Source organism: Methylobacterium sp. E-066 (assembly GCF_022829635.1).
GTDB lineage: Bacteria > Pseudomonadota > Alphaproteobacteria > Rhizobiales > Beijerinckiaceae > Methylobacterium.
Genome location: NZ_JAKSYO010000034.1, coordinates 1 through 17,830, shown reverse-complemented (window position 1 = coordinate 17,830; position 17,830 = coordinate 1). Strand labels below are relative to the sequence as shown.

Annotated in this window: 20 protein-coding genes; 13 read left to right on the top strand and 7 right to left on the bottom strand. The window is 72.6% G+C overall.

The genetic code is table 11. From position 1 onward, the window contains the following. Positions 1-242: 242 nt before the first annotated feature. The 3 genes from dps to MKL20_RS02790 form a co-directional block, all read right to left on the bottom strand. Positions 243-788 (bottom strand): DNA starvation/stationary phase protection protein Dps, encoded by a 546-nt coding sequence (dps, locus tag MKL20_RS02800; protein ID WP_243970077.1) that lies wholly within the window; start codon positions 786-788, stop codon positions 243-245. 182 nt (positions 789-970) lie between these two features. Then, positions 971-1,867, bottom strand: coding sequence for a S1 family peptidase (locus MKL20_RS02795; RefSeq protein ID WP_244035395.1), 897 nt, complete (start codon positions 1,865-1,867; stop codon positions 971-973). A gap of 400 nt (positions 1,868-2,267) precedes the next feature. After that, positions 2,268-3,005, bottom strand: a complete 738-nt coding sequence (locus tag MKL20_RS02790) for a trypsin-like serine protease (protein ID WP_244035394.1) — start codon at positions 3,003-3,005, stop codon at positions 2,268-2,270. A gap of 28 nt (positions 3,006-3,033) precedes the next feature. Here MKL20_RS02790 and MKL20_RS02785 point away from each other — a divergent pair, with 28 nt between their 5' ends. The 7 genes from MKL20_RS02785 to MKL20_RS02755 all read left to right on the top strand — a co-directional run bounded on the left by MKL20_RS02785 (position 3,034) and on the right by MKL20_RS02755 (position 6,289). After that, positions 3,034-3,594 carry a hypothetical protein gene (locus MKL20_RS02785; protein WP_244035393.1) on the top strand — a complete coding sequence of 187 codons (561 nt, stop codon included), beginning with the start codon at positions 3,034-3,036 and terminating at the stop codon, positions 3,592-3,594. Between the two features lie 41 nt (positions 3,595-3,635). Next, on the top strand, positions 3,636-3,989 hold the full coding sequence (locus tag MKL20_RS02780; RefSeq protein WP_244035392.1) for a head-tail adaptor protein: 354 nt from the start codon (positions 3,636-3,638) through the stop codon (positions 3,987-3,989). Continuing rightward, positions 3,986-4,402 carry a DUF3168 domain-containing protein gene (locus MKL20_RS02775; protein WP_244035391.1) on the top strand — a complete coding sequence of 139 codons (417 nt, stop codon included), beginning with the start codon at positions 3,986-3,988 and terminating at the stop codon, positions 4,400-4,402. Before MKL20_RS02780 ends, MKL20_RS02775 begins: the two co-directional genes overlap by 4 nt. A gap of 233 nt (positions 4,403-4,635) precedes the next feature. Beyond that, positions 4,636-5,046, top strand: coding sequence for a phage major tail protein, TP901-1 family (locus MKL20_RS02770; protein WP_244035390.1), 411 nt, complete (start codon positions 4,636-4,638; stop codon positions 5,044-5,046). A 3-nt stretch (positions 5,047-5,049) separates the two neighbouring features. Continuing rightward, the gene (locus tag MKL20_RS02765; RefSeq protein ID WP_244035389.1) at positions 5,050-5,382 is read left to right on the top strand and encodes a gene transfer agent family protein; all 333 of its coding nucleotides are present in this window, start codon (positions 5,050-5,052) and stop codon (positions 5,380-5,382) included. 5 nt (positions 5,383-5,387) lie between these two features. Next, a complete protein-coding gene (locus MKL20_RS02760) occupies positions 5,388-5,609 on the top strand; it encodes a phage tail assembly chaperone (protein WP_244035388.1) in 222 nt (73 codons plus the stop codon). A gap of 101 nt (positions 5,610-5,710) precedes the next feature. After that, complete coding sequence (locus MKL20_RS02755; protein WP_244035387.1) at positions 5,711-6,289, top strand: phage tail tape measure protein; 579 nt, start codon at positions 5,711-5,713, stop codon at positions 6,287-6,289. 14 nt (positions 6,290-6,303) lie between these two features. On the opposite strand, the gene MKL20_RS02750 is transcribed toward MKL20_RS02755, so the two are convergent. Next, positions 6,304-7,026 (bottom strand): SDR family oxidoreductase, encoded by a 723-nt coding sequence (locus tag MKL20_RS02750; RefSeq protein ID WP_244035386.1) that lies wholly within the window; start codon positions 7,024-7,026, stop codon positions 6,304-6,306. A gap of 110 nt (positions 7,027-7,136) precedes the next feature. Here MKL20_RS02750 and MKL20_RS02745 point away from each other — a divergent pair, with 110 nt between their 5' ends. Next, positions 7,137-8,066, top strand: coding sequence for a LysR family transcriptional regulator (locus MKL20_RS02745; RefSeq protein WP_244035385.1), 930 nt, complete (start codon positions 7,137-7,139; stop codon positions 8,064-8,066). A gap of 208 nt (positions 8,067-8,274) precedes the next feature. Here MKL20_RS02745 and MKL20_RS02740 read toward each other — a convergent pair whose 3' ends face one another. Next, positions 8,275-9,183 carry a TauD/TfdA dioxygenase family protein gene (locus tag MKL20_RS02740; RefSeq protein WP_244035384.1) on the bottom strand — a complete coding sequence of 303 codons (909 nt, stop codon included), beginning with the start codon at positions 9,181-9,183 and terminating at the stop codon, positions 8,275-8,277. A 240-nt stretch (positions 9,184-9,423) separates the two neighbouring features. Between MKL20_RS02740 and MKL20_RS02735 the strand changes: the two genes are divergently transcribed. From MKL20_RS02735 to MKL20_RS02725, 3 genes are all read left to right on the top strand, one after another. Next, positions 9,424-10,065, top strand: coding sequence for a DUF2460 domain-containing protein (locus MKL20_RS02735; protein ID WP_244035383.1), 642 nt, complete (start codon positions 9,424-9,426; stop codon positions 10,063-10,065). Between the two features lie 214 nt (positions 10,066-10,279). Further along, the gene (locus tag MKL20_RS02730) at positions 10,280-11,155 is read left to right on the top strand and encodes a DUF2163 domain-containing protein (protein WP_244035382.1); all 876 of its coding nucleotides are present in this window, start codon (positions 10,280-10,282) and stop codon (positions 11,153-11,155) included. Beyond that, positions 11,152-11,682, top strand: a complete 531-nt coding sequence (locus MKL20_RS02725; protein ID WP_244035381.1) for an NlpC/P60 family protein — start codon at positions 11,152-11,154, stop codon at positions 11,680-11,682. The genes MKL20_RS02730 and MKL20_RS02725 overlap by 4 nt, the downstream gene beginning before the upstream one ends. Here the strand turns inward: MKL20_RS02725 and MKL20_RS02720 are convergent. Further along, on the bottom strand, positions 11,613-11,897 hold the full coding sequence (locus MKL20_RS02720; protein ID WP_243963486.1) for an addiction module antidote protein: 285 nt from the start codon (positions 11,895-11,897) through the stop codon (positions 11,613-11,615). The two genes, MKL20_RS02725 and MKL20_RS02720, sit on opposite strands and share 70 nt — an antisense overlap. Further along, positions 11,897-12,283, bottom strand: coding sequence for a type II toxin-antitoxin system RelE/ParE family toxin (locus tag MKL20_RS02715; RefSeq protein WP_279594486.1), 387 nt, complete (start codon positions 12,281-12,283; stop codon positions 11,897-11,899). The genes MKL20_RS02720 and MKL20_RS02715 overlap by 1 nt, the downstream gene beginning before the upstream one ends. Between MKL20_RS02715 and MKL20_RS02710 the strand changes: the two genes are divergently transcribed. Both MKL20_RS02710 and MKL20_RS02705 read left to right on the top strand, forming a co-directional pair. After that, entirely contained in the window at positions 12,282-16,178 is a 3,897-nt protein-coding gene (locus MKL20_RS02710; protein WP_244035380.1) for a glycoside hydrolase/phage tail family protein, read from the top strand. The two genes, MKL20_RS02715 and MKL20_RS02710, sit on opposite strands and share 2 nt — an antisense overlap. Before the next feature lie 177 nt (positions 16,179-16,355). Further along, positions 16,356-17,612: a DUF2793 domain-containing protein gene (locus tag MKL20_RS02705; RefSeq protein ID WP_244035379.1), complete on the top strand. Its 1,257-nt coding sequence runs from the start codon at positions 16,356-16,358 to the stop codon at positions 17,610-17,612. Positions 17,613-17,830: the final 218 nt, after the last annotated feature.

Sequence of the window (17,830 nt, the reverse complement as noted above, 5' to 3'; positions counted from 1 at the left end):
CGCTAGCATGTCGGCTGTGACCATACGGACGAGCTCGTCGGCCTCCGCGATGAGGACGGCTAAAGGCCTGCTGTCAAACACAGACGTGCTCCGCGCGATCAGGGCGGGAGCGCTCGCGGCTCTCAGGCACTGGCGGCCGGGGCCCTCTCCCGACCCGGCCCGACGGCCGGCCCACCCTCCCCCGCAGAGGGGGGAGGGAAGGCGCGTACCATTACCGAATACGACCGCTTGGCGAGCCGAGCTTACCGGCCCGGGTTGCCGTCGCGCAGCGTGCCGGTCGGCTCCTGGACGTGGGCCTCGAGGAACCAGAGCTGCTTGTCGACCGCGCGCGAGATCTCGGTGAACAGGTCGGCCGTGCCGGGATCGCCGGCCTCGTCGGTCTCGTCGATGTTCTCGCGCACCGCGTTGGCGTAGGCGGCGTAGCTGTCGATCAGCGCCGCGACGTGGTCGGCGATGGCGTAGATCCCGGTCGGGTAGGCCGGCAGCTTGGTCTTCTCAGCGACCGCCTGGGTCGAGCCGAACGCCGTGGCGCCGAGCTGCACCGCGCGCTCCGCGACCTTGTCGTTGAGGTCGTCGAGCTCGGTGCGGAAGCCGTCGAGCATCTCGTGGATGCCGATGAACTGCGGACCCTTGAGATTCCAGTGGGCCTGCTTGATCGCCAGGGCGAGATCGATGCCGTCCGCCAGCCGGGCGTTCAGCGCCTGGACCGAGACCTGCTTGGCGTTCGAGTCGGTGTCGTTACGGGTCTTGTGCGAGCGGACGGTATCGCCCTTGCCGGTGTCAGCCATGAAATTTGCTCCGTAAACATGCGTGCGGACGGTCGCGAATAGGCCCTGACGGCCGCGATGCCTCGCCCGACGCGATTGCGTTGCACAACGCGACGGCCGGTCCGGTGTTCCGAGCCGCAGGTCTGACCTGCTTCAGGGCCAAGACTGGTCTTGGGCGCTCTGATCGCCTTTCGGACCGAGCTTCAGCGGCGCCGGCCTGTCTTGGCCATCCAGTCGGAGCGGTTGCCGCGGGGCAGCGCCTCGCCCACCGGAATCCGCGCGAGTTCCGCCGACCGGGTGGCGATCCAGCCGGTATGTTCGGCCACCGGGGTCACCGCGGTGAAGCCGCCGCAGGCGGTCCGGCGCGCACCCTGCTGCAGGGCGCCGCTCGACCAGCTCACCACGCCGACGATCCGGTAGCCGCCGGGGCCGCCGGAGAGGATCGGGCCGCCGGAATCGCCCAGGCACGCGCCGGCCCCGGAGGTCTCGGCCATGCGCCGCCGGTCGGTCACGACGGTCACCCGGTTGGCGACCTGCAGGGAGCCGATCGACACGAGATGCGCGAGCCGCAGGGTGCGGGCCGTGTCGCGCCGGTTCTCGGCCACGACGCCGAAGCCCGCGATGTCCACGGCCGCGCCGGTGTCGATCGAGGCGGCGCCGCGGGGATCGAGGGGGACGTAGTCGGCGTTCAGCGGCGCTTCGAGCTTGAGCAGGGCGAGGTCGACACCGGGCTGGTCCTCGGGCGTCGTGCCGGGCACGAAATCCGGATGCATGGTCGCGGCGATCACCTGCGTGCGGTGCTGGCGGAAGCCGCGGTCGACGCTGATCACCGTGTAGCCGGCCGGGCGCATCACGCAATGCGCGGCGGTGAGCACGAGGTCCTGGGCGATCAGGGTGCCTGAGCAGATCTCGCCCTCGGTACTCTCGATCCGCACCGCGAAGGTCCGGGCGCCGTCGGGATCGCGAGTGGTGGTGCCGTTGATCACCGCCGCCGCCGGCGCGGGCATCAGCCCGGCCAGGGCGCCCAGCATGGCGCCGCCGAGCCCCAGGCCGAACAGACGCTCACGGGGGCCGGCCTTGCGCATCGGGCGACGGGACATCGGGCACTCCGGGGGGCGCTCACGGCGCAAGAGGGGACGCCGCGGCGACGGCGCGGCGCTGCGGGAGCCTAGAGCAAGGCAATGAACCGGCCAAGCTGCGGTTCCGAGCGGAGACGTCGGAGGCGAGCATCGATGCCGGAGATGCGCGCGTCTCTCCCCCTCTGCGGGCTATCGGATTCCCACATCCCAGGATGTGGCGCGGGTCGCCTCTCCCGTGCGGGAGAGGGGCAGGGTGAGGGATGCGACCTTTCCGGACAGACCTGGTCCCTCACCCCAACCCTCTCCCGCACGGGAGAGGGGGCGCGTGGCGGCTTTCGCAAGCCGATGTGCGACCATCCTCTGCGGGGCAGGGAGGGCGCGTGTCAGGTCCGGACGATCTTTATTGTCTCGGCATGGCGCCTCAACCGCCCCACCGCGCAGTCCGACCCCACCCCGCCAGCACCCGATCGATCCAGCCGCGCTGCGGCCCGACCAGGATACCCTGGGTGAGGCCGCCGCACGGGCCGCCGATCCAGGCGGCGAGCGCCAGCACGGCGCCGTCCGGCCCGGCGATCGGGCCGCCGGAATCGCCCTGGCAGCCGCCGCCCGCGTCGCCCTTGAGCCAGACCAGGATGCGGCTCGGCCCGTGGGGCTCGATCACCGGCAAGGCGACGCTGCGATAGGTCCCGGTGGAGCGCGGGTCGCCGGGCCGGGCCGCGCCGTAGCCCGACAGGGTCAGGGACTCGCCGGCCCGCGGCAGCGCCGCGCTCAAGGTGACCGGGGCGAAGAGCGGCGGCAGGGGCGTCGCGGTCCGGATCAACGCCAGGTCGATGGAGCGCCGCCGCCCCGATGCGGCGCCGGCATCGTAGCCCGGATGCGTCGCCTGCGCTGAGACCTCGACCAGGACCGGCGCGCCCGCCGCGTCGCGAAAATGGACCCGATGCTCCCGCCCGGCGGCGGCGCAATGGGCGGCGGTCAGCACCGTATCGGGAGCGAGCACCAGCCCGGTGCAGACGCCGCCATTCGAGGACAGGACCATCACGGCCCCGCCGGCCGGCGCCTCCGCGCCGCCGACGATCGCGCCGGCCGGACGGCCCGCGAGCGACAGGACAGCGGCCAGGGCGGTGAGGGCCGCCCGGCGGCGCTTCGGGACCGGCATTCGAGACTTCCAGCGAGGGGGCAACGCGATGATCCCGATACGCGCCGACGGGGCCGTGGTCGAGCCGGTGAGCGTGGCGGAGCTGCGCGCCTATCTGCGCCTCGATTCCGACGATGGCGGCACCGAGGACGGGCTGCTCCAGGCCCTGATCACCGCCGCCCGGGCCAGCCTGGAGATCGAGGCGCGCCGGGTCCTGGTTCCCGGCCGCTACCGGATCGCCCTCGATGCCTGGCCCGCGAACGGCCGGCTGGCCCTGCCGCTGAGCCCGCTCGTGGCTTTGGTCCGTGTCGGCTTCTCCGAGGCCAAGGGCGTCACCGAACTCGCCGCCGGCCTGGTCCGCCTCGGGCCCGACCCGATCGAGGCGCCGGGCCTGCTGATCGACTTGGGCGTGCCGGACCCGGCCGGCCGCACGATCCTGATCGAGGTCGCGGCCGGGTTCGGGGGCGACGGGCCGCCGCTCCCGGCGCCCCTGCGGCTCGCGATCCTGCGGCTCGCCGCCGCCCGCTACGAGCATCGCGGCGACGAGCCGGATGCCGCCCGCACCGACGCCGCCGACCTCGCCGCGCCGTTCCGCCGGATGCGCCTGTGAGCCGGCTCACTCTTCGATCGCGACCCACCGGAGCTTCGCCGATGGCGACCAATCCGCATCACCCGCCGCTCGGCGCTCGGCGCCGCCGCTTCGTGCTCGAACGGCCCCTGGAGCAGCCGGACGGGTTCGGCGGCGTGCTGCGCCGCTACGTCGCCGGCCCGGTCCTGTGGGGGGCGATCACCCCGTCGGGCCTCGCCGACCGCCCGGAGGGAGGCCGGACCGACACGCTCCCCGCCTACCGGGTCACCCTGCGCGCCCGGATCGCCCTCGACCCGACGATGCGGCTCGCCGCCGGCCCCCGCCGCTTCGCGATCCGCGCCGTCAGCGAGCCCGACGCGAAGGGCCGCGACCTGATCTGCCATGTCGAGGAGCTGGCCCGGGAGAGCGCGTCGTGAGCGACCCGAGCCCGCTCCTGGCCCTGCGGGCCGGCCTGATCGCCCGCTTCTCCGGCGACGCCGCCCTGGCCGTCCTCCTCGGCGGAAAGGTCCGGCTCCACGACGAGCCGCCCCGGGGTTCGGTGCCGGTCTACGCCCTGTTCGGCGAGGCCGAGATCGTGGACGATTCCGTCGACGGCGCCGAGCGCCATCGCCACAGCCACGCCATCGCGGTGATCGCCAAGCCCGGCTCGGTCCGCACCGCGCTGGATGCCGCCGAGCGCATGGCCGCGCTGCTGGCCGACGCCGCCCTGCCGCTCCAGGGCTGCCGTCTCGTCACCCTGCGGGTGCGGGCGATCAAGGCGACCCGCGACGCCCGCACAGGCGAGGCCCGCGCCACCCTGACGCTCGAGGCCGTCACCGAAATTCTTTGAGACAGGCAGGGTTGCCGACCCACCCCCCTTTCCCGGACGCCTGGAACGCCAGTGGAAGGCGATCCGGGACCCAGCAGGCAAAGCGCCGCGTCGCGGCATCATCGAGAATCAACACAGACGCTTCGCGTCGTCTTGTGCTGGATCCCGGGTCGCCTTCCGCTGGCGCTGCATGCGCCCGGGAAAGGGCGGTGCGCGTCCGGCGACGTTCGATCCCAAAGCATGAGGAGGGCCCGATGGGCGCACAGAAGGGCAAGGACCTGCTGCTCCGGGCCGGCGACGGCGCGGGCGGCTTTGTGGCGGTGGCGGGCCTGCGCACCCGGCAGATCACCCTCAACGCCGAGACCGTGGACGTCACCAACGCCGATTCCACCGGCCGCTGGCGGGAGCTGCTGGCCGGCGCCGGGGTGCGCCGGGCCGCGATCTCCGGATCCGGCGTGTTTCGCGATCAGGCCTCGGACATACGCCTGCGGCTGATCTTCTTCGAGAGCGCGATCGAGACCTTCCAGGTGGTCGTGCCGGCCTTCGGGACCCTGGAGGGGCCATTCCAGATCGCCAGCCTCGAATACCGGGGCGACCATGCCGGCGAGGTCACCTTCGACATCAGCCTCGACTCGGCGGGCGTGCTCGCCTTCACGGCGGCCTGAGCCATGGCCAACCGGATCCGCGGCGAGGTGCCGCTCCAGCTCGCCGGCCAGCGCTACACCCTGTGCCTGACGCTCGGCGCCCTCGCCGAGTTGGAAGGCGCGCTCAAGGCCGGCGACCTCGTCGGCCTGGCCGAGCGCTTCGACGGCGGCCGGGTCTCGGCCCGGGACCTGATCGCCCTGCTGGGCGCGGCCCTGCGCGGCGGCGGCCACGCCCTCGACGACGAAGCCGTAGCGAAGCTGCCCCTGGCCGGCGGCCTGGAGGCGGTGTCCACCGCCCTGGGCGAGGTCCTCGCCGCCGCCTTCGGGGAGGCGCCGGGCCCCGCAAACCCTCGGTAGAGCCGGTGCCCGACGGTTTTGCGTCGGCGCCGGCTCGAGCCCCGGCCTTCCCCTGGGACGACGCCCTGGCGCTCGGCCTCGGCGCGCTCGGCTGGAGCCCGGCCGCCTTCTGGGTGGCCACGCCCCGCGAATTCGCTGCCGCCCTCGGCCCTCGCCGCGGCCCGGAGCCCCTGAGCCGCGACGCGTTCGAGCGCCTGCTCGCCGCCTATCCGGATCCGGGCCACTGAACGGAACCGGGGCTTCGCCCCGGACCCCGCCAAAGGGCTGAGCCCTTTGGGATCCCGGGTTTTGGGACCGTGCCGATCCCGACCACAAGGAGGCCCGCCCGATGATCGACGCCGAGCCCGATCCGCAGGATGCCGCCCGGATCAAGCAGCTGGAGACCCTGGACCAGCTCGCCAAGAATTTCGGCCGCAGCCTGGATTCGGCGCTCACCCGGGGCGCCGCCTCGGGGCGCAGCCTCGACGGCGTGCTCGGCACGATCGGCAGCAAGCTCGCAGGCGCGGCGGCCCGGGCGGCCTCCGGCCCGATCCGCTCCGGCATCACCGGCCTGGTCAACGCCATGCTCGGGGCCGGCGCCGGCAGCGAGACCGGCTTCGCCCGGGGCGGCGTATTCCGGGGCGGCCGGGTCCAGCCCTTCGCGGCCGGCGGCGTGGTGGCTGCGCCGACCTACTTCCCGATGGCGAATGGCGCCGGCCTGATGGGCGAGGCCGGCCCCGAGGCGATCCTGCCGCTCAACCGCGGCCCAGACGGCCGCCTCGGCGTCGCGGCCGGCGCCCCCGCTTCCCGGCCGGTCTCGGTGACGGTCAACATCGCCACCCCGGACCCCGGCGCCTTCCGCCGCTCGGAGGCGCAGGTCACCGCCAGCCTCGCCCGCGCGGTCGCCCGGGGGCAGCGGGCGACGTGAGGGTTTGAGGAGAGTCAGGAGATCAGCCCGCCGCCATCGACGACCAGCGTCTGCCCCGTGGCGAAGTCTTGGCGCATCAGAAACAGATAGGCCTCGGCCAAGTCCTCGGCGGTGCCGACGCGGCCGACCGGCAACCGCTCGCCCGCTGCCGCATACATCGCCTCGCGATCGGCCTCGGGAATATCGCTCCAGAGCGGCGTGCGCACGAAGCCCGGCGAGACGATGTTGACCCGGATCGGTTTCAGCTCCAGCGCCAGGGCCCGCGTCAGCCCCTCCATCGCCGCGCAGACGCTGGCGCCGAGCGCCCAGCCGCCCTGAGGCGGCCGCGCCCCCGCGATGCCCGACGTGAAGACGACGGAGCCGCCCGGCCGGATGCACGGCGCGCCGTGCTTGGCCGCCGCGAAGGCGCCCCAGAAGCGGACATCGAAGAACTGCCTCGCGTCTTCGAGAGGCAGGTCGGTGATCGGGCCGATCTTGAGGCTTTCCCCGGCGGTGAACACCAGATGATCGAAGGCGCCGATTCGCAGGAAGGCCTCCCGCATCGCCGCTTCGTCGCGGAGATCGAGAACGATCCCCTCGGCGTTCGCCGGCAAGTCGGCCAGGGCGGCCCCGACCCGTTCCGGCGTCCTGGAGACGACGATCGGCGATCCGCCCTCACGCGCCACGGCCTTCGCCACGGCCAGACCGATGCCGGAGGTCCCCCCGAGCACCACCACACGCTGTCCATCCATTGTCATCGTCGCGCTCCCGATCCGGTGCAGATTTCCGCTCCGGGATCAGGCTAAGCGCTGGACGAGGCGTGACAGAAGCGCATTATCCTCACGCTTATCGTGACTTGGGATCACCGATGAACGTCGATCCAAGGCTGTTGGGTGGGATCGGCACCCTGATCGCGGTGGCGGAGGCCGGAAGCTTCGCGCGGGCGGCCGAGGTGCTCCACCTCACGCCCTCCGGCGTCAGCCGTTCGATCGCCCGTCTGGAGGCGCGGCTGGGTGTCCGTCTGTTCGAGCGCAACAGCCGGTCGAACACGCTGACGGAGGCGGGGTACAGGTTCTTCGCCGAGGTTTCACCGCTGCTCGTCGGCATCTCGGAGGCGGCAAGCCATGCTGCAGGCGATGCGGTGTTCGTGCGCGGGCGGCTTCGGGTGAACTGCGATGCGTGGTTCGCCAGCCTGATGCTGGCACCGCGCCTGCAGACTTTCCTCGACGCCTATCCCGATCTCACCCTCGACCTCGTGGTCTGCGACAGGCTGGGCGACCTCGTGTCGGACGGGTTCGACGTCGCCATCCGGTTCGGCGAGCCGGAACCATCCGGGCTGGTGACGCGAAAACTCTCGGAAACGCGCATCGTCACCTGTGCCGCGCCGAGCTATCTCGCCCGGCGCGGTGCTCCCGGCCACCCGCGCGATCTGGCCTCCGGGCATGAGTGCCTGCTGTTCCGCGACCCCGTTACAGGCCGGCCCTTTCCCTGGGAATTCCACCGCGGCGGCGAGGTCCTCGGCGTGAAGGTCAGCGGCCGCCTTCTTCTGAACGATGTCGCGACCAGTCTATCGGCCTGCCTTGCCGGCCTCGGTATCGCCCAGCCGATGGCCCTCGGCATCGACGCGATGCTGCGTGACGGCCGCTTGGTGGACCTGTTTCCCGATTGGGCCGACGAACGCTTCCCGCTGCATATCTACCACCCGTCGCGGCACCTCTGCCCTCTGATCGTCCGGGCGTTCATGGATTTCGTCGTTGCCACGATAAGCGCAGGGGACCGCGAGCCTCAGCTGCGGTGACCGGAGGCCGCGGACAAGCCGGCTGCGTGGATCCCCGGAGGCCTCCTTCGAGGTCCACTTGCGCGGGGACCTTCAGCGTCAGGTGAAGATGAGTGAGGCCCGGCGAACAACTTTGGAAGACAGTCGTCGCAAGCACTCACAGCGTGCCGGCGCGCAGCTGATCACGCTGACCCATCTTGCGTTGCCGGAAGGTCCTTCAGGGGTCCCCTCACGCCGCCTTGCTGGCCGCCGCCTCCCTGGCCCGGCTGCGGTGTCCGTCGACGCTGACCGGGGGGACGCCCTCGATGGTCACGCGGCGGACCACCCGGGGCTGGTCGCCGTAATCGTCCACGGCGCGGTGCACCGTCGCCCGGTTGTCCCAGATCGCCACGTCGCCCAGCCGCCAGGACCAGCGCACCGTGTTTTCCGGCCGGGTCGCGTGGTCGGTGAAGATCGCCAGCAGGTGCTGCGAATCCGAGGTCGTGAGCCCGAGGATGCGCTGGATGAAGTGCCCGACGATCAGCCAGCGCTCGCCGGTCTCTGGATGCACGTGAACCAGCGGGTGCTCGGTCTCGTAGACGGTCTTGGTGAACACCTCGTTGTAGCGCTGGCGGCCGGCCTCCGGGGCGTTCACGCGCCCGCCGACGTAATCGTACACGTTGGAGTGCAGCGCCCAGAGCCGGTCGGCGAGGTCGCGCAGGGGCTCGGGCAGCTCCGCGTAGGCCGCCGCCGTGTTGGCCCAGAGAGTGTCGCCGCCATAGGCCGGCAGGGTCACGGCGCGCAGGATCGAGATCGCCGGATAGGCCGGCACGAAGGTCACGTCGGTGTGCCAGGAGCTCGCCCGTTCGCCCCGACTGCCGTCGAGGTCGAGGACGCCCGTGGTCCCGGCCAGCGACGGCACGGTCGGGTGGGGGACGAGGTCGCCGAGCCGCCGGCCGAACGCCTCCTGGCCCGCCTCGTCGAGGTCCTGGTCGCGGAAGAACACCACCTTGTGGGTGACCAGGGCCTGGCGGATCGCCGCCACCGTCGCGGCGTCGAGATCGCCCGAGAGCGCGACGCCGCGGATCTCCGCGCCGATGCGGCCGGCGACCCGGCGGATGTCGAGGGTGGGGTGCAGCGGCTGCGGGACGGCGCTCATCGGAAGGCTCCTCGGTGGATCGGCGACGACGCACGCCTCGCGGCCAAGATATTTCAAGATCTGCCGGAGATGGAAATCTTCGACGAAGCGTCTGTCGTCTTCGGTGATCTTTGACCGGTCTCGGCCGGTTGTCGATGAACGGCGTTTCCGAAGTTTCGCCCGTTTCCAAAAGACTCTTCCCGGTCATCCGCGGCCGGGAGGACGTGCCTTCTCCGGCCCCTTCTCCGGGATCATCGCGCCATGGCCGACGCCTTCCACGAGGTGCTGTTTCCCCTCGACGTGTCGCTGCGCGGCAGCGGCGGGCCGCAGCGGCTCACCGAGATCGTCACGCTGGCCTCGGGGCGGGAGCACCGCAACGGCCGCTGGGCGGATTCCCGCCGCCGCTACGATGCCGGGTTCGGGGTGCGCGGGCTCGATTCCCTCCACGCCGTGCTGGCCTTCTTCGAGGAACGGCGCGGCCGGCTCTACGGCTTCCGCTACCGCGACCGGGTCGATTTCCGCTCCGGCCCGCCCGGCCGGGCGATCGGCCCCCTCGATCAGCCGCTCGGCACCGGCGACGGCGCCACCGCGTCGTTCGCGCTGACCAAGACCTACGGGTCCGGCTTCGCGCCCTATCGCCGGCGCATCGCCAAGCCGGTTTCCGGCAGCGTCCGGGTGGCGGTTGCCGGCCGGGAGGTCGGCGCCGACGCCTTCGCGTGCGACCCGACCACCGGACTCGTCACCTTCGCGGCCGGCCATGTCCCGGCCAAGGGCGCCGCCGTCACGGCAGGCTTCGCCTTCGACGTGCCGGTCCGCTTCGACACCGACGACCTCACCATCGACCTCGCCGCCTTCACGGCCGGCGAGATCCCAAAGGTGCCGCTGGTCGAGATCGTGCCGTGAGCGACGCAGATTTCGGATCGTCCGGTCGGCCGCGAAAAGGCGCGGGTCCCCTCTCCCGTGCGGGAGAGGGACAGGGTGAGGGGTGCGACCTCTCCGGACAGACCTGACCCCTCACCCCAACCCTCTCCCGCCCGGGAGAGGGGGCGCGTCGAGCTCTGCAAAAGCTGTCGCGCCTCAGACCTGTGTCGCCCGTAGGTGCCTTGAGGGGAAAAAGATGCGCGATATCCCAAGTGCCTTCGCGGCCCATCTCGCGGGCGGCGTCACCACCCTGTGCCGCTGCTGGTCCCTGCGCCGGCGGGACGGCGTGGCGCTGGGCTTCACCGACCATGACCGCGACCTGACCCTGGCGGGTCTGGCCCACGCCGCCCGCACCGGGCTGGATGCCGCCGAGGCCAGCGCCGAATCCGGCTTCGCGGTCTCCGGCGGCGACGTGGCCGGGGCGCTGAGTTCCCTCGGGCTGACCGAGGCCGACATTGCTGCCGGCCTCTACGATGGCGCCACGGTGGAGACCTGGCTGGTCGACTGGACCAATCCCGAGACGCGCCTGTTGCTCGATGTTGGCACGATCGGCGAGGTGCGGCGCGAGGGCGACGCCTTCGTGGCGGAGCTGCGCGGCCTCGCCCACCGGCTCGGGGCCGAGCGCGGCCGGACCTTCCGGGCGACCTGCGGCGCCGATCTCGGCGATGGCCGCTGCCGGGTCGATCTCGCGGCCTGGCGCACCACCGGCCGGGTCACTGGCTTTCCCGAACCCGCGACCCTCGCGATCACCCTGGCCGGCGGCTTCGCGGACGGGCTGTTCACCGGCGGAACGCTCACCTGGACGGCAGGCGCCAATGCCGGCCTCAAGGCCGACGTGCGGCTCCAGCTCGACGCGCTCCTCGAATTGTGGACCCCGCCGCCCCGGCCGGTGGCGGCGGGGGATGCGTTCAGCCTCACCGCCGGCTGCGACAAGCGGCTCGCCACCTGCCGGGACCGCTTCGCCAACGCGGTCAACTTCCAGGGCTTCCCGCACATGCCGGGCAACGACGCGGTGATGCGCGCGGTGCCGGGCTCGGAGCCCGTCCTTGACGGTGGGAGCCTGTTCCGATGAGCGCGATGCCACGGGAAATCAGCCCAGATATCGGTGTGGCGGCCCTCGGCGAGGCGCGGCTGTGGCTCGGCACGCCCTATCGGCACCAAGCCTCCCTGCGCGGCGTCGGCTGCGATTGCCTCGGGCTGCTGCGCGGGGTCTGGCGTGGGCTCTACGGGGCCGAGCCGGAACCGGTGCCGCCCTATGCCGCCACCTGGGCGGAATCCGCCGCCCCGGGCACCGACCCGCTCACTGCGGCGGCGGCGCGTAACCTCGTGCCGGTGGCCGGCGCGACGCCGGGGCCGGGCGACGTGCTGCTCTTCGCCTTCCGGTGCCACCTCCCGGCGCGCCACTGCGCCATCGCCACCGGCGACGGCGCCATGATCCACGCCCACGACCACGCCGCCGTGGCCGAGGTGGCCCTCACCGCCTGGTGGCGGCGGCACCTGACGGGAATGTTCCGGTTCCCGGAGGATCCTTACGAGGAGCCGGTCGCCACGGTGAGCTTGACGCCCAACGCGTCCATGACCTTGCGGACGGTCTCGTAGCGCAGCTTCGAGCCCGGGGTGAGCGCCTTGTACAGACTCTCCCGCCCGAGACCGGCCTCCCGGGCGATCTGGCTCATGCCGCGGGCCTTGGCGACATCGCCGAGCGCCGCCACGAACAGCTCGGGATCGGGATCCTCGAGCGCAGCCGCGAGATATTCGGCGATCGCCTCCTCGCTGTCGAGGAATTCCGAGGCATCGAAGGGTGTGAAGGACATCAGGCGATACCGTCGAGATGTTTGGCCAGGACCTTGGCTTTCTGAATATCTCGATCCTGACTGGATTTCTCGCCGCCGTTCAGGAGCAGATAGGTCACCTCACCCCGCCGAACATAATAAAGGCGATACCCCGGACCGTACGCGATCCGCATCTCGAACACGCCATCGCCGACCGGTTTGACGTCGCCAAAATTGCCGAGGCCTGCGGCGCGGATCCGGGCGGCGATACGCGCCTTCGCGCGGTGATCCCGCAGGTCGGCAAGCCACCGACGGAAGCTATCGGACAGCAGAATCGTCGCCACGGCGACAACGTATTCGATCGGATACGGCGCGGCAATCCGCGAACCTCGTGTTCGATCGACCCTCGGACGCCCGGAGCCCGCCATGGCCACCCTGATCCTGTCGACGGCGGGCGCGGCGGTGGGGACCGCTCTGGGCGGGCCGATCGGGGCCGTGGTGGGCCGCGTGCTCGGGGCGGCCGCGGGGGCGGGGCTCGACGGGATGCTGTCGGGTTCCAGGCGGCACACCCGCTTCGTCGAGGGGCCGCGGCTTGCCGACGTCGCCGGGCTGTCCTCCACGGAGGGCGACCCCATCCCCCGCGTCTACGGGCGGGCGAAGATCGGCGGCAGCCTGATCTGGGCGACGCGCGCCCGGGAGGTCGCCAACACGACGGTGGAGCGCGCGGCGTCCGCCTCCAAGGGCGCGGGCGGGCAGAAGACCGTGCGCACCCGCTACGCCTACTACGCCAACCTGGCGGTCGGCCTGTGCGAGGGCGAGATCGCGATGGTCCGCCGGATCTGGGCGGACGGCAAGGAGATCGACCAGATCGGGATCACCCTGCGGGTCCATACCGGCGGCCCCGATCAGGCGCCGGACCCGCTGATCGTCGCCAAGGAAGGCGCCGAGAACGCCCCGGCTTATCGCGGCCTCGCCTACGTGGTGTTCGAGAACCTGCCGCTCGCCGATTTCGGCAATCGCGTCCCGCAATTCGCCTTCGAGGTGGTGCGCCCGGTCAACGGCCTGTTCCACCGGATCCGCGCCGTCGACCTGATCCCGGGGGCGGGCGAGTTCGCCCTCGATCCGAACCGCGTCACCGTCGATCTCGGCCTCGGCCGGACGCAGGCGGCCAACCGGCACCAGCTCCAGCGCGCCACCGACGTCAGCGCGTCCCTCGACGCCCTCCAGGCCCTGTGCCCGAACCTGCGCCGGGTCGCCGTGGTGGCGACGTGGTTCGGCACCGATCTGCGCGCCGGAACCTGCCGGGTGGTGCCGAAGGTCGAGACCGCGGGCAAGCAGACCAAGCCCGAAGCCTGGAGCGTCGCCGGGATCACGCGCGAGAAGGCCGAGGTGGTCTCGACCCTGCCGGACGGCACCCCCGCCTATGGCGGCACGCCCTCGGATGCCGGGCTGACCCGGCTCGTGGCCGACCTCGTGGCCCGCGGCCTGGACGTGCTGCTCTACCCGTTCGTGATGATGGACGTGGCCGCAGGCAACGGCCTGCCCGATCCGCGCGTGCCCGGGGCGACCCAGCCACCCTATCCCTGGCGCGGGCGCATCACCTGCGACCCGGCCCCGGGCGTCTCCGGCAGCCCGGACGGCACCGCCGCCGCGGAGGCGCAGGTCCAAGACTTCTTCGCCAACGGCTACCGCGCGGAGGTGCTGCATTACGCCGGCCTCGCGGCGCAATGGGCGGCACGGGGCGTGCGGATCGCCGGCTTCGTGATCGGCAGCGAGTTCGTCGGCCTCACCCGGGTGCGCGGCGCCGCCGGCTACCCGGCCGTGCAGGCGTTCAAGACCCTCGCCGCGGAGCTGCGGTCCCGCCTCGGCGCCGGCGTGACGCTCGTCTACGGGGCGGACTGGACCGAGTACGGCGCCCATGTCCGCGACGGCGGCGCCACGATCCGGTTCCCCCTCGACGATCTGTTTGCCGATGCCAACATCGGCGCGGTCGGGATCGACTGGTATCCGCCGATCTCCGACTGGCGCGACATGCCGGACCATGCCGACCTCGCGGTCTCGGGCGACATCGCCGACCGCACCTACCTGAAGGCCCGGGGTGCCTCCGGCGAGGCGTACGACTGGTACTATGCCGACGCGGCCGGGCGGGCGGCGCAGGCGCGCCTGCCGATCCAGGACGGCGCCGCCGGCAAGCCCTGGGTCTTCCGGCCCAAGGACCTCATCGGCTGGTGGTCGAACCCGCATGTCGAGCGCGACGGCGGCGTCGAGACCCGCGCCACCGCCTGGGTACCCAAGGGCAAGCCGATCTGGCTCACCGAGGTCGGGGTGCCGGCGGTGGACAAGGGCACGAACGGCCCCAACGTCTTCCCCGATCCGAAATCCGCCGAGGGCGCCTACCCGCCGCAATCCCGGGCTCTGCGCGACGAGCTGATCCAGCTGCGGGGCGTCGAGGCGGTGATCGCCCGGTTCGATCCGGCCGCGGCGGGCTTCTCGGAGGCCGACAACCCGGTCTCGCCGGTCTATGGCGGCCGGATGGTCGATCCGGGATCGATCTTCGTCTGGTCCTGGGACGCGCGGCCCTACCCGGCCTTCCCGGCCGTGCAGGCGGTCTGGGCCGACACCGCGAATTGGCGGGTCGGGCACTGGATCACCGGACGGATCGAGGGCTGCGATCTCGACCTGCTGGTCCTGAAGATCCTGGCCGATTTCGGCTTCGACGCGCCGGTCGCCGTGGAGGCCGCTGCCTTCCTCGACGGCTACGTCGTCGACCGGCCGCTCTCGGCGCGCGCCGCGCTGGAGACCCTGGCGCAGGTCTACGGCCTCGACGTCTCGGCGGTGGCCGGTACCCTGCACCTGCGCGGGCCCCGCCGCGACAGGCCGGTGGTGCTGGCGGAAGCCGATCTGGTCCGGCTATCGGAGGAAAAACCGGTCCTGCGGCAGGTCCGGGCCGAGGAGAGCGGGCTGCCACGCTCGGTCGAGCTCGGTCTGACCGAATCCGAGAGCCCGGATTACCGCCGCGCCTCGGCCGCCGCGATCCGCCCGGTGGGCGAGCGGCGGCGCGAGACCCGGATCGAGGCGGCGATCGTCACCCGCCGGGAGACCGGCGACGGCCTGGCCGAGGCGATGCTCGACCGGGTCATCGCCGCCCGGGACAGCGCGGTCTTCACCCTCAGCCCCCGTCGCCTGGAGCTGGAGCCCGGCGACCTGCTGGCGGTGCCGGCCGACGTGCCGGGCGGGACGGTTCTGCGCAGGATCGACCGGATCGACGACGCGCCCACCGGCCGGCGGATCGAGGCGAGCGGCGTCCCGCCCCGGGGCGGGCCCGCGCGCGGCCTGCCTCGCAGCGCGGCCCTGCCGGTTGGCCCAACGCCGGCCTTCCCGGGGCCGCCCTTCGCGCTGGTGCTCGACCTGCCGGTGGACCGCGGCAGCCCGACGGTGCTGCAATACCTCGCGGTCGCAGCCGAGCCCTGGCCCGGGGAGGCGGTCGTCTGGCGCGCGGAAGGATCCGGGCCGTTCGCGCTCCACGGTCTCGTCGATTACCCGGCCTGCCTCGGCCGGACCCTCACGGCCCTGCCGGCCGGGCCGCTCTGGCGGCTGCAACGGGGTGTTCCCCTCGACGTCACCCTGCGCCGGGGCGGGGCGCTCGGCTCCATCGGCGAGGCCGCGATGCGCGCGGGCGGCAACCTGTTCGCGCTGATCGGGCCGGACGGTGCCGTGGAACTTCTCTCCGCCGCTCATGCCCTGCTGATCGGCTCCGATACCTACCGGCTCTCGGGGTTCCTGCGCGGGCTCGCGGGCAGCGAGGCGTCGGCCGGCCGGGCGATCCCGGCGGGCAGCCTGATCGTGCGGCTCGACGACGGCGCCGTGGTGCCCCTGGTCGAGCGCCTGGACGAGGTCGGCCGCAGCTTCCGCTACCGGGTCGGCCCGGCCGCCCGGGACCCGGGCGATCCGGCTTTTTTGGAATTTGCCGCCACGGCCGGGCTCGCGGCTTTGCGTCCTCTGCGGCCGGTCCACCTGCGGGCGCGTCGGGAGGGCTCGGGGGTGCGGCTCTCCTGGATCCGCCGGGCGCGCCGGGACGGCGATGCCTGGGAGCCCGCCGAGATCCTCCTCGACGAGCCGGAGGCCTACGCGGTCACGGTCTATTCCGGCGCCGGCACGCCCCTGCGCCGGATCCGGGCCGAGGCGCAGAACTGCTTCTACGCCGACGAGGCGGCCGATTTCGGCGGCCCCCAGACCAGCCTCGATGTCGCCGTGGCCCAGATCGGCGCGGTAGCGGGCCCCGGCCCGGCCAGCCGCGCCCGCATCCCGATCCGAAGCGCCTGATCCGACTTCCGAACGAAGCCCTCACCGTCATTGCGAGCGCAGCGAAGCAACCCAGGGCAGCGCGCGATCCCGGACCGTGGCGCGTCCCTGGGTCGCTTCGCTGAGCGCGCGATGACGGCACTGCACACAGCCGGCCGGGCAATCCCGCCGGATACCGCACGTCTTCCGGAGCCCCCCATGACCGACGTCACGCCCCGCCTCGGCCTGCCGCTGATCGCGGCGAGCCAGGCCCAGAAGCACGTCACCCACAACGAGGCGCTCGGCCTCCTCGACGCTCTGGTCCAGCTCGCCTGCCTGGACAAGGACCTCACCGCGCCGCCGCAGAACCCCGCGGAGGGCGACCGCTACCTCGTGGTCGCGTCGAACCCGGGCGGCGCCTGGGCCGGGCTCGCCGGCCAGGTGGTGCGCTACGCCGACGGCGTCTGGATCGGCGCCGTGCCCCGGGCCGGCTGGTTCGCCTACCTGATCGACGAGGCCGACCTCTACGTGTTCGACGGTACCGCCTGGGGCAGCTTCCGCCGGACGTTGACGGCGATCCAGAGCGTCAGCCGGCTCGGCGTCAACACCGGGGCCGACGCCACCAACCGCCTCGCGGTCAAGTCGGATGCGGCCCTGCTCACCTGGGACGACGCCACGCCGGGCTCGGGCGACATGCGGATCGCGGTCAACAAGCAGGCCCCGTCCCGGGATGCCGGCCTGATCCTCCAGACCGGCTACTCCGCCCGCGCCCTGCTGGGCCTCCTCGGCAGCGACGACTTTTCCCTGAAGGTGTCGCCGGACGGCTCCGCCTTCAGTACGGCCCTCACCGCCTCCGCGGCGAAGGGCGGGATCGATTTCGCCTCCACGGAGACCGTGCTGGCCTCCGCGGCGACCACGGATCTCGGTGCCGCCGGCACGCGCCGCGTCCTCGTCACCGGCACGGCCCGGATCACCCGCTTCGGCACCGGCGCCGACCGGGAGCGGCTCGTGCGCTTCGCCGGCGCCGCCACCCTGGTCCACGATTCCGAGCAGCTGGCGCTGCCGACCCGGGCCGACATCGTCACGGCCGCCGACGACACCTGCCTGGCCACCTCGGACGGCGCCGGCCGCTGGCGCGTGCGCCACTACCAGCGCGCCGACGGCACGCCGCTGGCGCTCGGCACGCAGGCGCTGGCCCCGAACGGCTACGCCCGGCTCGCCAACGGCCTGATCCTGCAATGGGGGCTCGCCACGAGCGCGGACGCGGATTTTTCCGTCTCGTTCGCCCCGGCGTTTCCCAGCGCCTGCCTGGGCGTCTGGACGCAGCCGGTCGCCCGGGATGCCGGGACGCTCTACGCCAGCCAGGTCAGCGACGTGACCGCCACCGGCTTCACCCTCCGCAACCGCCGCACGACCGGCGGCACGGTGACGGGGGGCGGGACCATGTCGACTTACTGGTTGGCCCTGGGGTCTTGAGGGGCCTTGATTCTGAAGCGCATGGTGCGGGCATGTTCCCCTCGCCCCGCTTGCGGGGAGAGGGCTTCGGCGACCTCGTCGTCGCCGAAGCGAGGCGGCAGCCGAAGGTGAGGGGGCGGCTCCGGACACGCGCCTCGTCCTGAACCGCCCCCTCACCGCCGCTCCGGCTTCGCCTGCGCTTCCCGCACGGACGACGAGGTCCGTGCGGGCCTCTCCCC

Excerpts from the sequence above, each read along its gene's own strand:
- MKL20_RS02740 (WP_244035384.1), bottom strand. The coding sequence starts at position 9,183 with ATGAGCGCCGTCCCGCAGCCGCTGCACCCCACCCTCGACATCCGCCGG.
- MKL20_RS02705 (WP_244035379.1), top strand. The coding sequence starts at position 16,356 with ATGACCGACGTCACGCCCCGCCTCGGCCTGCCGCTGATCGCGGCGAGC.
- MKL20_RS02745 (WP_244035385.1), top strand. The coding sequence starts at position 7,137 with ATGAACGTCGATCCAAGGCTGTTGGGTGGGATCGGCACCCTGATCGCG.
- MKL20_RS02770 (WP_244035390.1), top strand. The coding sequence starts at position 4,636 with ATGGGCGCACAGAAGGGCAAGGACCTGCTGCTCCGGGCCGGCGACGGC.
- MKL20_RS02710 (WP_244035380.1), top strand. The coding sequence starts at position 12,282 with ATGGCCACCCTGATCCTGTCGACGGCGGGCGCGGCGGTGGGGACCGCT.
- MKL20_RS02715 (WP_279594486.1), bottom strand. The coding sequence starts at position 12,283 with ATGGCGGGCTCCGGGCGTCCGAGGGTCGATCGAACACGAGGTTCGCGG.
- MKL20_RS02785 (WP_244035393.1), top strand. The coding sequence starts at position 3,034 with ATGATCCCGATACGCGCCGACGGGGCCGTGGTCGAGCCGGTGAGCGTG.
- MKL20_RS02725 (WP_244035381.1), top strand. The coding sequence starts at position 11,152 with ATGAGCGCGATGCCACGGGAAATCAGCCCAGATATCGGTGTGGCGGCC.
- MKL20_RS02795 (WP_244035395.1), bottom strand. The coding sequence starts at position 1,867 with ATGTCCCGTCGCCCGATGCGCAAGGCCGGCCCCCGTGAGCGTCTGTTC.
- MKL20_RS02735 (WP_244035383.1), top strand. The coding sequence starts at position 9,424 with ATGGCCGACGCCTTCCACGAGGTGCTGTTTCCCCTCGACGTGTCGCTG.
- MKL20_RS02790 (WP_244035394.1), bottom strand. The coding sequence starts at position 3,005 with ATGCCGGTCCCGAAGCGCCGCCGGGCGGCCCTCACCGCCCTGGCCGCT.
- MKL20_RS02765 (WP_244035389.1), top strand. The coding sequence starts at position 5,050 with ATGGCCAACCGGATCCGCGGCGAGGTGCCGCTCCAGCTCGCCGGCCAG.
- MKL20_RS02750 (WP_244035386.1), bottom strand. The coding sequence starts at position 7,026 with ATGACAATGGATGGACAGCGTGTGGTGGTGCTCGGGGGGACCTCCGGC.
- MKL20_RS02755 (WP_244035387.1), top strand. The coding sequence starts at position 5,711 with ATGATCGACGCCGAGCCCGATCCGCAGGATGCCGCCCGGATCAAGCAG.
- MKL20_RS02780 (WP_244035392.1), top strand. The coding sequence starts at position 3,636 with ATGGCGACCAATCCGCATCACCCGCCGCTCGGCGCTCGGCGCCGCCGC.
- MKL20_RS02730 (WP_244035382.1), top strand. The coding sequence starts at position 10,280 with ATGCGCGATATCCCAAGTGCCTTCGCGGCCCATCTCGCGGGCGGCGTC.
- dps (WP_243970077.1), bottom strand. The coding sequence starts at position 788 with ATGGCTGACACCGGCAAGGGCGATACCGTCCGCTCGCACAAGACCCGT.
- MKL20_RS02720 (WP_243963486.1), bottom strand. The coding sequence starts at position 11,897 with ATGTCCTTCACACCCTTCGATGCCTCGGAATTCCTCGACAGCGAGGAG.